Raw genomic sequence first — 15,886 nt, 5'->3', positions numbered from 1 at the left:
ACTGACGTTGAAGCAGCTAAAGAAACTCAGAATCCAAAACAGCAGAAAACCAAGACTGCTGAAAATGTGAGTAAGAGTGATGAAGCTCAAAGTACTCAGGCTGACAGTAATAGTGCAAGCACAAGTAATGTGAGTAACTCAGCACTTGAGCTAACCCATGAAGCACTATTTGGCACACGTTACGTGACTGCTGAGAAATTTGGGCAAGCGAGTAACGATCCACGTGTAGTACTCGCTCAGCAAGCTGCTCAAGCGGATAAGCCAGCTGCTACTAATGTGCCAGCAATACGCGGCACGGTTGGTGAGTTTATTCGTGCCACGCTACCAGAAGCGCAAACGCGCTTAGCAGAAGAAGGCATTATCAACTGCTTTATCGCGACTATTGCGTTGCATAATGAGCAATCTCAGGGTGCTAATAATAGCTCTAATGCTGCTAGCCAGAGCTTTGACTTTAGCAATTATGGCTATCAACCATTGGCTGCCGACTACCTTGCACGCTTCGAAGCGATGACCCAAGCTGTGAGTCAATTCGCAGCCGCGCAAGGTAAGACAGACGTTGAGCCACGTGCTATCACTAAGCGTGCTAGCAATGATCCACGCGGACAGCACCCTGATTATCAGGAACCCGCTGTATTGAGCGTACCTGCTGAACAAGCTACCGTCGAGCAAACCGAAACCGATAGCGAAGTCGATGCGCATGACGTTGAAGCGACTGCCCTCGCCAATCAGACACAGACAGAAAATGTCAGTGCTGATAGTGAGCAATTGCTAGAAGTCGAGCGTGCTCAGTCAGAAGCTAAGGAAGCGGAGGTCGAAATCCCTGCAGAGCAAACTGGCAATGAAGTAGAAAATGCTGCAGAAAACGTGTTAGAGACTGAGCAGACTACTGAATCGGTAGTAGTAGAAGCTACTAAAGAGGCTAGCAAAGATGACAGTCAGGCAGCTAAGTCTAAGACGACCATAGCCAGCTATAAAAACATGATCGAAAATGTGGCTGAGCAATTGCTTCCACAGACTGGTATGTTTAATCTGACTACGCCAAAAGTACCAAAGGCGCGCAGTCGTAAGCCTAAGATGGATCATAAGAAGCCGACGCAGGCTGAAAAGCTCGCATCTGATGATGTAGACAGCGACAGCTAGTCATATAAGCTCAAATGTAAAAGCCCCAAAGCTATTTGTAGCTTTGGGGCTTTTTATCTTAATACAGTCAAACTTACTTGCTAATTCAAACGAGAGACAATAAAAAGCAAATAAGCTTAATGTGCAGAAGACGCTGTGTCATCTTTACCACGGATTTTACCAATAGTAGTAACAATAGCTACCACAATAGCGCCAACAATCAGTCCGACCAATCCATTTAACAATGACGCGGTTAACCCTTCAAATACCCCAGTAAGATGGGCAATGTCTTCTACACTGTGATGCAAAAAGCCGATACCGTGAACGATAATACCGCCGCCCACCAAGAACATCGCAATCGTGCCTGCTATGGACAAAAACTTCATAAGCTTTGGCGCAGCCGCAAGCATAAACTCGCCAAACTTGCGCTTACTATCACCTGCTTGTGAGTTTTCAATCAAATGCAGACCCGCATCATCAATCTTTACGATGCCTGCAACTAAGCCGTAAATACCGACGGTCACGACAGCAGCCACTATCGAAAGTACGATGCCCTTTTGGACAATATCGCCACCAGCTGCTGTAATTGCGCCTAAAGAGATAACAATAATCTCAGCTGATAAGATAAAGTCTGTACGTATGGCACCTTTGATTTTGTCCTTTTCAAACGCGACCAAATCTACCGACTCATCTGCGTTGGCTTTTAAACGGGCATTTTGCTCTTCATCATGAGGCAACAACTTCGGCCAAAATTTGTGAATGACCTTCTCAGCCCCTTCATAACTCAGGTATAGCCCTCCGATCATCAATAGCGGAGTAATCAACCACGGTATAAAATAACTAATCAATAGCGCCGCTGGTACTAAAATCACTTTGTTCACGGCAGAGCCTTGGGCAACTGCCCAAATGACGGGGAGCTCACGATTTGGCTTAACCCCTGTGACCTGCTCGGCGTTGAGTGCTAAATCATCACCAACTAAGCCCGCGGTTTTTTTGGCAGCGACTTTGGTCATGACGCTTACATCATCCATTAAAACACTGATGTCATCGAGTAAGGTTAATAAACTGGCACCTGCCATGTGTGCTCCTTAAAGCAAATTTGTTAAAGTAAGTCGTTCTCAAATGGTTCATACAATGCACTTTATACAGATTTTTATAGAAACAATGCGATTAGCCATAGATTACAAGTTCAAGCAACTATGTTAAATAGCACAAATGTATCTTGTTTTTTGAATTTATGTTGATAGCTATTCTTTAAAGTTGGCTTTACTGATACTTCTTGGCTGCCTTCCGTTCGCTATTATTTGGCGTAAATATGGTAATATGAAGGATGTTATTACCTATCTTTTATTATCAATAAGTTATAAAAACTTCTTCAATGTTAGACCTTTAAAACACTGCCAAGACACATTACTATATAGAAAAGTTTATAGCGCTTTTTATAACGAACTCATGATTAGGCGCGACGCCTATAGGAAACCCGTATGCCGTTCCCCACTATCAAAAATACCACCTTACGTAATCCTCTTTCTCGTACCGTTCTATCTCGTTTTATGATGAGTGCGCTGTTAGTTGGTATCGCTGCTGGCTGCTCAAACAATGCCGCTGATGCAACCAGCAATACCAGTGTTGTAAACGCTGCACAGACAAATGCCACTGCTGCTAAGCCGTCAGCTGGTAATGATGCAACCGTGGTGAAGGCGTTACAGGCGAACCTAAAAAGCTCTGGTATCGAGGAAACTATCGTTTCAGCTGTACCGACAGATATGGATGGTATTTATTGGGTGACCGCTGAAGGTCTACCTTCTTTCTTTACTGATAAAGCTGGCAAGCATATTATTCAAGGTCAGATCATCGCTGTGGGTGATGCCGCTCCGGTTGATATCAGTGCCGCCCTAGTTGCTACGACAGCACAAGAAGCGCTAAAAGCCGTCGATAAAAAAGACATGGTGATTTATCCAGCAAAAGGCGAAACCAAAGCCGTCATCTATGCCTTTACCGATGCAGACTGTGGCTACTGTCGCAAACTACATTCAGAAATGGATGATATCAATGCGCGTGGTATCGAGGTTCGTTATCTGGCATGGCCACGCAGTCAAGAGTCTGTACCAAAAATGGAAGCGATCTGGTGTAGTCAGGATCGTAAAGCTGCAATGGATCAAGCAAAAATCGGTGCCAACGTACAGGCCCCTAGCTGTGCCAACCCTGTCCAAGAACATATGGCTCTAGGCTCAAGACTTGGTGTGCGTGGTACGCCTGCGGTATTTACCGAGACAGGACAACAAGTAGGTGGCTACTTGCCTGCAGCAGAATTGGCACAAGCAGTAGGTGCTAACTAATCATTTGAGTTACCAGTATTAGTTACTCATATTAACAACTAATATTGGCAATCAAGCATAAATGATATATACATATGCCAAACAAGATTGAAGCTACTGCTTTTTTATAATCGTAAGCTGATATAACCTTGATGACGTTGTCTTTATAACATTGGCTTTTATGGTATTAGCCTTTATAACATTGGCTTTTATGAGATTGTATAGACGTCACAATGCCTTGTCGGTATGATACGATAAAGCGCGATGCAAAATGAGCAACACCCTTTTTATTTGAGCTTTTTTATTCAACTATGATGAAGTAGATAGGCAGGCAGTACTAGGCAATGCGCACAGACGTTATGTTTGATGTCGCAGACTCATTTGACACTGTCACCGCTTATACTGACTTCATTATATTTAACCTCTTGAGGATACTGTGAGTAATTCCATCAAACTAGCGATACTTGGTCTGGGCACCGTCGGAACGGGCGTGATCAATCTGATCAATGACAATTTAAATGAGCTAAAACGCCGTAGCGGACGCGACATTATTATTACCGAAGTCGGTACGCGTCGTCAGCGTGATGATATTGATACCAATATCATGCAAAACAGCGATCTGATGGCAATTGCCGCAAGCGATAATGTCGATATTGTTATCGAAGTAATTGGTGGTACTACCTTAGCCAAAGACGTCATTATGCAAGCCATTAAAAATGGCAAGCACGTGGTTACGGCAAATAAGGCTCTACTCGCTGAACACGGTAATGAGATTTTTGCCTTTGCTGAAGAAAACAATGTGCATGTTGCTTATGAAGCAGCGGTAGCAGGCGGTATTCCAATTATCAAGGTAATGCGTGAAGCATTGGCCGCCAACAAAATCGACTGGCTCGCGGGTATCATCAACGGTACTGGTAACTTTATCATGACCGAAATGCGTGATAAGGGCCGTCCTTTTGCTGACGTATTGAGCGAAGCACAAGAGTTAGGTTATGCAGAGGCAGATCCTACTTTTGATGTTGAAGGTATTGATGCCGCTCATAAATTAGCGCTACTCGCCTCTATTGCTTTTGGTATTCCGTTACAGTTTGATAAAGTCTACTGTGAAGGTATTACTGGTATTACCCTGCAAGACGTGAACTATGCCGAAGAGCTTGGCTACCGTATCAAGCATTTAGGGTTTGCAGTACGCCGCGATAGCGAAAACGATGGTGACGCAGGGGTTGAATTACGCGTACATCCAACACTTATTCCACAAGATGCACTATTGGCGAACGTCAATGGTGTGAAAAACGCAGTACTGGTCAACTCACATCCACTTGGTCAGACACTCTATTGCGGCGATGGGGCTGGGGCTGGTGCAACTGCTTCTGCAGTGATGGCCGATGTCATGGATTTGGTTCGTGTGCTGGGTAGCAAAGACCGCGACGATCAAAGCAACACTGGACATCATGTCCCGCATTTAGCATTTATCCCTGACCAGCTATCAGACACACCTATATTGCGCGCTGATCAGATGGTAACTGGCTATTATTTGCGTGTACATGCTTATGATAGCCCAGGCGTATTGGCAGATATCACGCGCATCCTAAGTGATGCTGGTATCAACATCGATGCAATCTTGCAAAAGCCTGCGCATAAAGTAGGTCAAGTGCCGGTTATTATTCTGACGCTACCTGTGGTCGAGAGTCAGATGAATCTCGCTATCGAAAAAATTGAAAAGTTAGAGACCATTACTGATAAAGTAGTACGCATACGATTAGATGAGCTAGCATAAACCACATACTGAAGAAGACAGATGCTTATAATATAAGCAAAAGCTAGCCAATCGGCATCTGATTTCTTGGTAGATACTTAATCAAAACGCACAACAAGGAATAATAACGATGTCAAATGATGCAATTGTAATCCTAAACGGCGCACGTACACCAATGGGTGGCTTTCAAGGCGCACTAAAAGACATGAGTGCTACCGAGCTGGGTGCCGCCGCTATCAAAGCTGCTGTCGAACGCTCAGGTGTTAGCGCTGACAGTGTTGATGAAGTCATTATGGGTTGTATCTTGACGGCAGGTCTGGGTCAAGGCCCTGCTCGTCAAGCCATGCGCAAAGCAGGTCTACCGGATGCGACTGGTGCTGTCACGATCAATAAACTTTGTGGTTCAGGCCTAAAAGCAATCATGCAAGCGCATGATGGTATCAAAGCGGGCAGCTTCAACGTCGCTGTTGCAGGTGGAATGGAGTCAATGACCAATGCACCGTATATCATGCCAGGTTCACGTGGCGGCTATCGTATGGGTCATAAAGAAGTCAAAGACCATATGTTCTTAGATGGCCTAGAAGATGCTGATACTGGTAAGCTAATGGGTATGTTTGCTCAAGAAATGGCTGATGAAAAAGGCTATACACGTGAGCAAATGGATGAGTTTGCTATTGAGTCGTTGAACCGTGCACTGACTGCTATCAAAGACAACCACTTTAAAGATGAAATCGAGCCTGTTACGTTTGCCACGCGCAAAGGCGAGCAAACTGTTGATACCGATGAACAACCTGCCCTTGCTAATGCTGATCGCATTCCTACTTTACGTCCAGCATTTGCTAAAGACGGTACGATCACTGCCGCAAACGCTAGCTCAATCTCAGACGGTGCTGCAGCTGTCGTCGTGATGAAAGAGTCACAAGCGAAAGCCGAAGGTCTTGATTATCAAGCTCGTATCGTTGCTACTGCGTCAAACTCACGTCACCCAAGCGAGTTCACCATTGCGCCAATCGGCGCCATTGAAAAAGTATTAGCAGGTGCTGGCTGGTCAGTAGATGATGTAGATCTATGGGAAATTAACGAAGCTTTTGCGATGGTTACTATGGCTGCGATGGACGAGCTGAAACTTGACCATGCTAAAGTAAATATCGAAGGCGGTGCATGTGCCCTTGGTCATCCAGTAGGCTGTTCAGGTGCTCGTATTCTAATTACGCTTATCAACTCTCTAAAACGTACTGGTGGCAAAAAAGGTATCGCAACGCTATGTATCGGTGGTGGTGAAGCGGTAGCTGTTGCTATTGAACTTGCTTAAATAAAGCAGGTCTAACTGACTTAAAGTAAGTTAGCTGAATAATACTTAGATAATTATTGTTTATTGAGAAACCGCATTGCTAATGGTAATGCGGTTTTTTTGTGTCTGCTTTCTTTCGATGAATGTTGAATATTACTCTGTGTAAAGACTCGTTAACTTCTACCCCCTCCTATGTTATGCCACTTACAGCCTATTACACGCAATTACTGCAAGTGCACACTTTGCTACCTTGCTTATATATCTCATCAAAAATCACGGTGTTAGGATAGCTACAAGTTGATAGGGAAGCTATTCATTTGGCTTACCATTAACTGTAATAAATATGGTTTTACTAAAAACTAATAACAACATCAACCATTACACTATAAAAAATAAACTCGCAAAAAAGGAATATAACAATGAGTCAACTAATCCGTTTAAAAGATATCCAAGCTACTCATCAAGATTTGATTGGTGATGACTATTATGACCCAACGCACAAAACTGCTTACGGTATTAACGAAGAAAAAATCGGTAAGATCGAAGGTGCTTTAGTAGAAGATACCACTGGTCGTATTCGTTACTTAATCGTAGACGCAGGCGGCTGGTTTAGCTCAAAAGAAGTACTGGTACCAGCAGGTTTAGCACGTATCGTTGGTGATGATGTCTTCTTTGATAGCTTAACTAAAACACAAGTAGAAGCCATGGAAGTATACGATCACGATTACCAGTACAGCTATAAAGAGCAGTACGAAAGAGATCGTCAAGCATTTACTGCTGATACACTCCCTGTAGAAGATCGCGTTGATATTGCAGATCATTCTTATGACGCACCAAATACGCTAGAGCTATTAGAAGAGCGTCTGACAGTGAATAAAGATCGTATCGTCGCTGGCTTAGTAAAAGTAGGTAAGCATGTCGTTACTGAAGAGCGCAATGTCGATGTAGATCTAGAAGAAGAACATGCCAATATCCAACGTACTAGCGTAGATCGCCCAACAGATCGCCGCATTGGCGACCTCGATGCTACTGAAACAGTTGAAGTTGAGCTACAGGCCGAACGTGCTCGCGTCAGCAAAGAAACCTATGTTTCTGAAGAAGTAAATGTTGGCAAGACGACCGATCATCACACTGAAACTGTGGTTGAGACCATTCAACGCGAAGAGCTAGATGTTGATGGTGACGGCAACGTGGTTGACCGTGAAGGTAACTTAGTAGACCGTGATGGTATCACAGCAGAAGATGTACGCCGTGCTCGTGGCATGTAATATGCTAATACGTCATAGTTTAACGACGTAAGTTCTATGTATCGTCAGTTGAACATGATAGTAATAAGTAGCTAAGCTCATATATTTAGCCATTAAGATCAGAGCATGTCTCTGGTCTTTTTTGTATTCATAACATGAGCGAATGGTTTATAGTATTAAATGTAGCCAGCTAATATATGTAGTTAGTTAACATATTACGTTAGAAATTCATCATTTTATAATTATAAAGGAATAATAATGACTACTGAAAATGGACACGACCTTTACCAAGATAACTTGGATAAAGAACAAAATATCTCAACGAAGCAGACGAACAATACTGTCAATGTTGGACACTTAGAGCTATTAGAAGAACGTCCTGTGATTAATAAAGAACGCTTGGATGTGGGTAAAGTGACCGTCACCAAGCATTCACGTACTAAAACTGTTGAAGTGCCAATTGAGTTGGTAGAAGAATATATCACCATTCGTACTGATTATCATGACGCAGAGAGCCAAGATTTACTCTCTGGTAACTATGATGACAAAGACATATTGCGCTACGTCGAGCCTTCTTTAGATAGCAAGGCTGTAGTGACCATTAATGGTAAACAAATAGAGATTGGCGATGAACCGGTTGATATTGTGCTATCTCGCCAAGTAGCTACTGTTACCAAAGACACCTACGCTATTCAAGATATCGAAATTAACAAAAGCACCCATGTGCATACTGATAGCATTCAAGTAGAGCTCAAGCATGAAGAGTTAGATGTGACTGAAGAGGGTCTGTTGGCTCATGGTTCTGATACAACTCCGTTAAAATAAGCGCTGATAGTTTAGCCACTACGAAATTGTATGATTGATAAAGATTATTTCACAACATGAAAAAGCAACGCTATCTTAGCGTTGCTTTTTCTAATGACTATCACTCACTAAGTATTGCAGACCAACTATGAGGCTTCATTACACTCGAATGTATTAACATTTGACTCATCGGCACCAGCAGTACGCATGACACCAGTTTTACGAGCTTCGTGCCCTACGCGCCATTGTGTGAACCCTTGACCACCATCAATTGCGGTCGCCACTTCAAACACTTCAGGATTACTACCTTCATTGGTCTGGTTTAACGTTACTGTACCCATGTCGGTTGCGACAACAACTTGATTGGCATCTTCTTTATAAGTCGCCTCAACTTTTAGTTCAGGGGTACATAGATATGACATCTGCATCACGCCGCTGTTTACTGAAGCGGTGGTATCACCTTCTACTTCGTTAAGTGAAGCGTCTTCGGTATCGACGACGACATCACTAGGTTCAGCAGGCTCCGCTGACATTGGAACGGACTCTTCTGTATTAGCACCGTCTTCCATGCCCGACTCTGGCTCTGACTGTTGCTGACAAGCACTGACCGTCAAGGCACCAGCCAACAAACCTGATAAAACTACTGAGCTGCGTACTTTTTTAAGAATTCTACACTCATGACACTCTCCCAAATAAATATGTTAAACACTATAGCGTGTCCATAAATTCACGCCTATGCTGAATTTGTAAGTAATCAATACAAAGTGTTTGTTGGTCTTAGTCTAGCAAGTTTTAAGTTTGCATGAGTTATCTAACAGATATAAAAAAGCCCCTATCTACTTAAGATAAGGGCTTTTCAGATGAAGGCTTGCTTTAACAGCCTTTCAATACATAGCTATTAAATTATTATGACTAACGACTAGATTTTACCATGACACTGCTTGTACTTAAGACCTGAGCCACAAGGACACGCTGCATTACGACTGATATTCATGCCTGCATATGGGTTTGGTTCATTAGCATTACTACCGTTACCTGCGATAGCAGCACCAACGCCAGCTGCCGCAGCACCGCTGTTTAGATTGCGGCTTTGTGGTTGCGGCTGAGCAGCTGAACCACTCGCATTGCTATCCAAGTTATCTATATCGTCATGCTCAAACTGCATTTGCATATGGGCAGCGTTCTCACGTTGCTGAATTTCTAATGCTTCCAGTTCTTCCTTGGTTGGAATATGAACACGTGATAAGTCTTGTACGGTCTCAGACTTAATTGCACCAAGCATCATTTGGAACAATTCAAACGACTCACGCTTGTATTCCTGCTCAGGGTTTTTCTGTGCATAACCCCGCAGATGAATACCTTTACGTAGCTGATCCATTTGCGTTAAATGCTCTTTCCAATGCTTATCTAGACTCTGTAGCATGAAATGACGCTCAAGCTGAGCGGCGTCTTTTTCACCCATCTGCTCACGGCGACTGTGATAACGATCTATCGCCGTTTGAACGATTTTCTCACGCAGCCCTTCTTCATCCAGACGGCGATCTTCATCTAACCAATCGTTAATCGGCATTGAGATTTTGAATTCGTCTTCTAACTCGTCTTCTAAGCCGTCAATATTCCATTGATCATCAATAGAGCCAGGTGGAATAAACTGATTGATCATCGCGTTATATACTTCATGATGCATCACTTCGATGGCTTCTAATAGGTCCATCTCTGCTAATAAATCATCACGCTGACCGTAGATAACTTTACGCTGTTCATTGGCAACATCATCGTATTTCAGTAGGTTTTTACGAGCATCAAAATCGCGACTCTCAACTTTGCCTTGCGCGTTTTCGATCGATTTAGAGACCATTTTATGTTCGATGGCTTCATCTTCTTTGAGACCCATCGCACGCATCATATTGACCACACGATCGCCTGCGAAGATACGCATGAGATCATCTTCGAGCGATAAGAAAAAGCGTGACATACCAGGGTCACCCTGACGACCAGCACGACCACGTAACTGGTTATCGATACGGCGTGACTCATGGCGTTCAGAGCCAATGATATGTAAACCACCAGCTGCTACGACTTGGTCATGTTTGACTTGCCATTGAGACTTTAGATGCTGCATCTCTTCTGGGCTCACCGCATCGATATCTTCGATAAACGACTGCCAGTTACCACCAAGGATAATATCCGTACCACGGCCTGCCATGTTGGTGGCGATCGTGACTGACTTTGGACTACCTGCCTGTGCAATAATTTCTGCTTCACGCTCATGCTGCTTGGCGTTTAGAACGTTATGCTTAACGCCTTCTTGGTCAAGCAAGTAAGACAATTCTTCACTGGCCTCAATCGTCGCGGTACCAACCAGTACTGGCGCGCCTTTGGCTTGAATTTCTTTAATTTCGCGAATGATGCCTTTGTATTTGCCTAACTTGGTTAAGAAAATCTGGTCATCCATATCGATACGAGCAATCGGCTCATGCGTTGGAATCACGATGACATCTAGATCGTAAGTAGATTTGAACTCGGCAGCTTCAGTATCAGCGGTACCCGTCATACCAGATAACTTGTCATATAGACGGAAGTAATTCTGGAAGGTCGTTGTGGCAAGCGTTTGGTTTTCTGCTTGGATCTCAACGTTTTCCTTTGCTTCTACTGCTTGATGCAAGCCTTCTGACCAACGACGACCAGGCATGGTACGGCCTGTATTTTCATCAACGATGACCACTTCGCCTTCATCGACGATATAGTGAACGTTTTTGACAAATACGTGATGCGCACGAATGGCAGCTTGAACGTGAGCCAAAAGTGGCAAACGACTTGGGCTATATAAACTTTCGTTCTCACCAAGCTCGCCTACTTCGATTAAGAAGCGCTCGATTTTTTCATAGCCTTTTTCGCTGATCTCAATCTGGCGATTCTTTTCATCAATCCAGAAGTCTTCTTCTTCGTTATTCTTGTTTGCTTCTTCGTCTTTTGAACGAATCAACACAGGAATAATCGTATTAATCAACGCGTACATGCGTGATGAATCTTCAGCTTGACCCGAAATAATAAGCGGCGTACGAGCTTCATCAATCAAGATTGAGTCAATTTCATCGATAATACAAAAGTTTAGCGGGCGCTGTTTTTCTCAGCAAGGCTAAAGACCATGTTATCGCGCAGATAATCGAAGCCGTATTCGTTATTGGTACCATAGGTAATGTCGGCTTGATAAGCTTCGATTTTTTCTTGTGGCGGCTGCTGTGAGTAAATCACGCCAACAGTCATACCTAAAAACCCAAACAACGGACGGTTTAGCTCAGCATCACGCGCAGCCAAATAATCGTTGACCGTGACCAGATGAACCCCTTTACCACTGATCGCGTTCAGATACATGGCCAAGGTTCCCATTAGGGTTTTACCTTCACCAGTTTTCATCTCAGCGATTTTACCTTCGTGCAAGGTGATACCACCAATCAGCTGCACATCATAGTGACGCATACCATTGACGCGTAATGATGCTTCGCGGCAGACAGCAAACGCCTCTGGCAATAATGCATCTAAGCTTTCGCCTTTTTGATGTCTGGCTTTGAATTCTTCAGTTTTTTGTTGTAGTTGCTCATCAGACAGGGCTTGTATTTCAGCCTCTCGTGCGTTGATCTTGCTGACCACTTTACGCATGCGTTTTAATTCGCGGTCATTTTTGGTGCCAACCACACTGCCTATAATCTTTGATAACATAATTTTTGACCTATGGAATATTCGATAATTAGTGCGCATTAGCCAAAGCTTAGCTCTCTGCCTTGTCATCACCCGACTAAGTACTACCTAATTTAGTATCGCCCAATTAAGTGTGCCGTCATTATATATGGTTATGACGCTTATGGATACAAGGGCAGCGAGTAGATATTTGCCACAGTAAAAACCTAGTAGGACGTGTTAAAATAGCGAATACCTTGTTAAATTTCTTAGCTTTTTCAGCGACTTTATTTGTTTGTCGCGGTTTGATTTTTATACGTTTGCTACCACTGCATCTTGGCTCAAAATTTGTCGTGGAGCCATTTATCTACAAGTGACTAGCTTCTTAATAAAGCCAAAGCTATCTATCAAATTCGTACATAAGACAAATAACCCTTTAGCACCCCTATCATAAAATACCTATTACCACTCATTAAAGCACTATAAGAGACTCTGCATGACCGTAAAACCATCTGTACAAAATCAGTCGTCAACTCCTAACTCATCGGAAAAACCCTTATCAAAACAAGAGAACTCTGACTGCTTAAGTATAGGCGATGCCGTCTATAACCTAGCAGACCATACGCCGATGATGGTGCAATATCTAACCATGAAAGCCAACTATCCACAAGCATTGCTCTTGTACCGGATGGGTGACTTCTATGAGCTGTTCTTCGATGATGCCAAGCGTGCCGCGCAGATATTAGACATTACCTTGACACGCCGTGGTACGGACAAATCAGGCAACACGATAGCCATGGCGGGCGTACCGTTTCATGCGGCAGATAGCTATATGGCACGCTTGATCGCTGCTGGGCAAACCGTCGTTGTATGTGAGCAAATTGACGAATCGACAACTGGCAACACTGATAATAAGTCTAATGTCCCTGCGATGGGCGATAAACAGAAAAAAGACAAAAGCAAATCTGCTGCTGGTAGCATCATGCGCCGCGAAGTGGTTAAAACGCTTACCGCAGGTACTATTACTGATGACGCATTGATTGCACCTAATCATACGCCGACTGTGGTTGCCATCGATATTGCGACTATGAAAACGCAAGACAATAGCCAGACGTTACAAGCAGCCGTTAGCCAGATGGATTTGGCCGCAGGTACACTGACTACCCAGACACTGATAGCAGATAAAAATGATATAGATGGCTTGCAAACTCAAATGCTTACTGTGTTGGCACGTTTTGCGCCTAGTGAATGCATCATCAGTGAAGTGCTTATTGATAGCGTTGGCGGCAGCATTGGAAGCAATGATACAGAGTGGCTACTGTGGTTACGACAAAATCTGGACTGCCCTATTATAGAAGTCGCTGCCAATGACTTTCATCGTGAGCACGCCAGTGACACGCTTTGTCAACAGTTCGAAGTGCAGCGTCTCGATGGATTGGGCATTCATGAGGCTCCACTTGCGCAAACCAGCTGCGCTGCGCTTATCCATTATGCGCGTCAAACTCAGCAGCGCCACGTGCCTCAAGTGAACCAACTCATTGTTGAGTATAGTGATGACTACCTAATTATCGATGCCAATAGCCAACAAAATCTCGAGCTATTTACCCCTGTTAGTAGCAATGGCACTTCTTTGATATCTGTGCTGAATCATTGTCAGACTCCGATGGGCAAGCGTTTACTCGTGCAGCAAATGAAACGTCCACTGCGTCAGCATGCGCGCATCAATATGCGTCTAGATGCGATAACTTGTTTGCTAAACCCAAAGAGTGACTCAATTGAATCAAACCAAGATGTAAAAGGTAGCTTACTGGTTACACGTTTACGAGAAACACTGAATACCATTGACGATATTGAACGAATCAGCAGTCGAATCGGGCTAATGAGTGCTAAACCTCGTGACTTGCGCAAGCTTGCCGATGGCATCGCTAGTGGTGCTCAGCTTACTACTCTATTGACAAAATCCGGTATCAGCCATGAAGACGCGGGCCTATTACCAATGCTGATGCAGCAATTGCCAGCTGAGTTACCTGCTGTTCAATCCGTTGCCGAATTAATCGAGCGCGCTATTGTCATTGAACCGCCTGCTCATATCCGTGATGGCGGAATGCTAACGGCGGGCTTTGATGAAGAGTTTGATCGCCTTACCCATTTGCATGACAATATCCAATCGACGCTAGACGAGATGGTAGAGCGCGCACGTCAAGACAACCAACTACCTAGTCTAAAAGTCGGCTTTAATAAAGTTAGCGGCTTCTATTTTGAATTGCCCAAGATGCAGGCGAAAAATGTCCCTGCCCACTTTATCCGTCGGCAAACGCTCAAAAGTAGTGAGCGCTTTATCACTGATGAGCTAAAGGAAGTCGAGACAGAATATTTAAGCGCCCAGTCCTTAGCATTGGCTCGTGAAAAGCAACTGTATCAAGAACTCTTAAATCAACTAAACCAACATTTGGCTGATCTACAACAGCTTAGCGCGGCTATCGCCCAATTAGATGTGTTAAGCAATTGGGCCCAGCTTGCCATGACGTATAACTGGCAGCGCCCAATCATGGGTCTACATACAAAAGACCAAAGCGAATCAGTGGTCAAAAATCAAACCAACATTGATATTCGTCAAGGTCGTCATGTTGTGGTTGAAGCAGCATTAAATCAAACCAACGCCAACAGCAGGAACGGTAATTCATCAAGTACAAACCATTTTGTCGCCAATGACTGTATGCTGGGTAGTGCCAATGCTGGTGAAGGACATCCTGAAAGATTACTCCTCATCACTGGCCCTAATATGGGTGGTAAGTCTACCTATATGCGTCAAACGGCGCTGATTGTTTTGCTTGCTCATTGCGGGAGTTTTGTACCCGCTGAGTCTGCGCATATTGGTGATATAGATCGTATATTTACCCGTATCGGCTCAGCGGATGATTTGGCTGGTGGCAAATCTACCTTTATGGTGGAGATGATCGAGACGGCCAATATATTAAATCAAGCAACAAACAAATCACTCGTATTAATGGATGAGGTCGGACGCGGTACTGCCACCACTGACGGTTTGGCCATTGCCCATGCCTGTGTCAATCGCCTAGTCGAGATTGGCTGCCTGACGTTATTTGCCACTCACTATTTTGAGCTGACCCAACTAACGAATGATATTGGCAATCATCATGCTGATATCCGTAACGTTCATGTAGCAGCCAGTGAAGTCGACGGTCAACTATTGCTATTGCATCAGATAAAAGATGGTGCAGCGAGTTCTAGCTTTGGGTTGCATGTCGCAAAAATGGCTGGTATTCCCACCCAAGTACTAGAAGATGCTAAGCGCTATTTAGCAGACAACTTACAGTTAGACCATTTAACTGTAGATAAAGCAAAAACTATTGATGATAAAAATGAATTAGCTAAGTCAGTAAAGGATAAACGGCAAGAAAGTTATAATGATGCTACTCTAGATCAAGAAATAACTCGTACTGCTCAAGCGACAGACATAATGGACAATTCAAAACAAAATCAGCTATTTAGCTTGCAAGATGAGCTAAGCATGATTGATCCTGATAGTCTAACGCCCAAGCAAGCGCATGATTTACTTTATCATCTGAAGAAAATCATTAGTCATTAAAGGGAATTGTCAAAGCGTAGTAAAGGCGCTAAAATACGACTTATTTTCCAACTATTCTATGTA

9 protein-coding genes and 1 pseudogene are annotated in these 15,886 nt (G+C 43.7%); 7 read left to right on the top strand and 3 right to left on the bottom strand.

The window, feature by feature from the left end; genetic code table 11:
* The first annotated feature begins 66 nt into the window (after positions 1–66).
* Positions 67–1,140: a hypothetical protein gene (locus tag ACOBWA_RS01770; RefSeq protein ID WP_420230057.1), complete on the top strand. Its 1,074-nt coding sequence runs from the start codon at positions 67–69 to the stop codon at positions 1,138–1,140.
* A 116-nt stretch (positions 1,141–1,256) separates the two neighbouring features.
* Here ACOBWA_RS01770 and ACOBWA_RS01765 read toward each other — a convergent pair whose 3' ends face one another.
* Positions 1,257–2,198 carry a DUF808 domain-containing protein gene (locus tag ACOBWA_RS01765; RefSeq protein WP_420230056.1) on the bottom strand — a complete coding sequence of 314 codons (942 nt, stop codon included), beginning with the start codon at positions 2,196–2,198 and terminating at the stop codon, positions 1,257–1,259.
* 405 nt (positions 2,199–2,603) lie between these two features.
* Here ACOBWA_RS01765 and ACOBWA_RS01760 point away from each other — a divergent pair, with 405 nt between their 5' ends.
* From ACOBWA_RS01760 to ACOBWA_RS01740, 5 genes are all read left to right on the top strand, one after another.
* A complete protein-coding gene (locus ACOBWA_RS01760) occupies positions 2,604–3,458 on the top strand; it encodes a DsbC family protein (protein WP_101205524.1) in 855 nt (284 codons plus the stop codon).
* A gap of 415 nt (positions 3,459–3,873) precedes the next feature.
* Positions 3,874–5,214, top strand: coding sequence for a homoserine dehydrogenase (locus ACOBWA_RS01755; protein WP_101205523.1), 1,341 nt, complete (start codon positions 3,874–3,876; stop codon positions 5,212–5,214).
* 109 nt (positions 5,215–5,323) lie between these two features.
* Entirely contained in the window at positions 5,324–6,505 is a 1,182-nt protein-coding gene (locus ACOBWA_RS01750) for a thiolase family protein (protein ID WP_420230055.1), read from the top strand.
* Between the two features lie 398 nt (positions 6,506–6,903).
* Complete coding sequence (locus ACOBWA_RS01745) at positions 6,904–7,752, top strand: DUF2382 domain-containing protein (protein WP_102090798.1); 849 nt, start codon at positions 6,904–6,906, stop codon at positions 7,750–7,752.
* Positions 7,753–7,989: 237 nt separating this feature from the next.
* The gene (locus ACOBWA_RS01740; protein ID WP_420230054.1) at positions 7,990–8,556 is read left to right on the top strand and encodes a YsnF/AvaK domain-containing protein; all 567 of its coding nucleotides are present in this window, start codon (positions 7,990–7,992) and stop codon (positions 8,554–8,556) included.
* Between the two features lie 125 nt (positions 8,557–8,681).
* Here the strand turns inward: ACOBWA_RS01740 and ACOBWA_RS01735 are convergent, their stop codons facing one another.
* Both ACOBWA_RS01735 and secA read right to left on the bottom strand, forming a co-directional pair.
* Positions 8,682–9,164 carry a hypothetical protein gene (locus ACOBWA_RS01735; protein WP_420230053.1) on the bottom strand — a complete coding sequence of 161 codons (483 nt, stop codon included), beginning with the start codon at positions 9,162–9,164 and terminating at the stop codon, positions 8,682–8,684.
* 290 nt (positions 9,165–9,454) lie between these two features.
* Positions 9,455–12,255 (bottom strand): annotated as a pseudogene (secA, locus tag ACOBWA_RS01730) (preprotein translocase subunit SecA).
* 454 nt (positions 12,256–12,709) lie between these two features.
* Between secA and mutS the strand changes: the two are divergent.
* Positions 12,710–15,823, top strand: a complete 3,114-nt coding sequence (gene mutS, locus ACOBWA_RS01725) for a DNA mismatch repair protein MutS (RefSeq protein WP_420230052.1) — start codon at positions 12,710–12,712, stop codon at positions 15,821–15,823.
* Positions 15,824–15,886: the final 63 nt, after the last annotated feature.

Source organism: Psychrobacter sp. ER1, assembly GCF_048631835.1.
Taxonomy (GTDB): Bacteria; Pseudomonadota; Gammaproteobacteria; order Pseudomonadales; family Moraxellaceae; genus Psychrobacter.
Note: the sequence above shows the minus strand (reverse complement) of the source record. Positions and strands in the feature narration are given on the sequence as shown.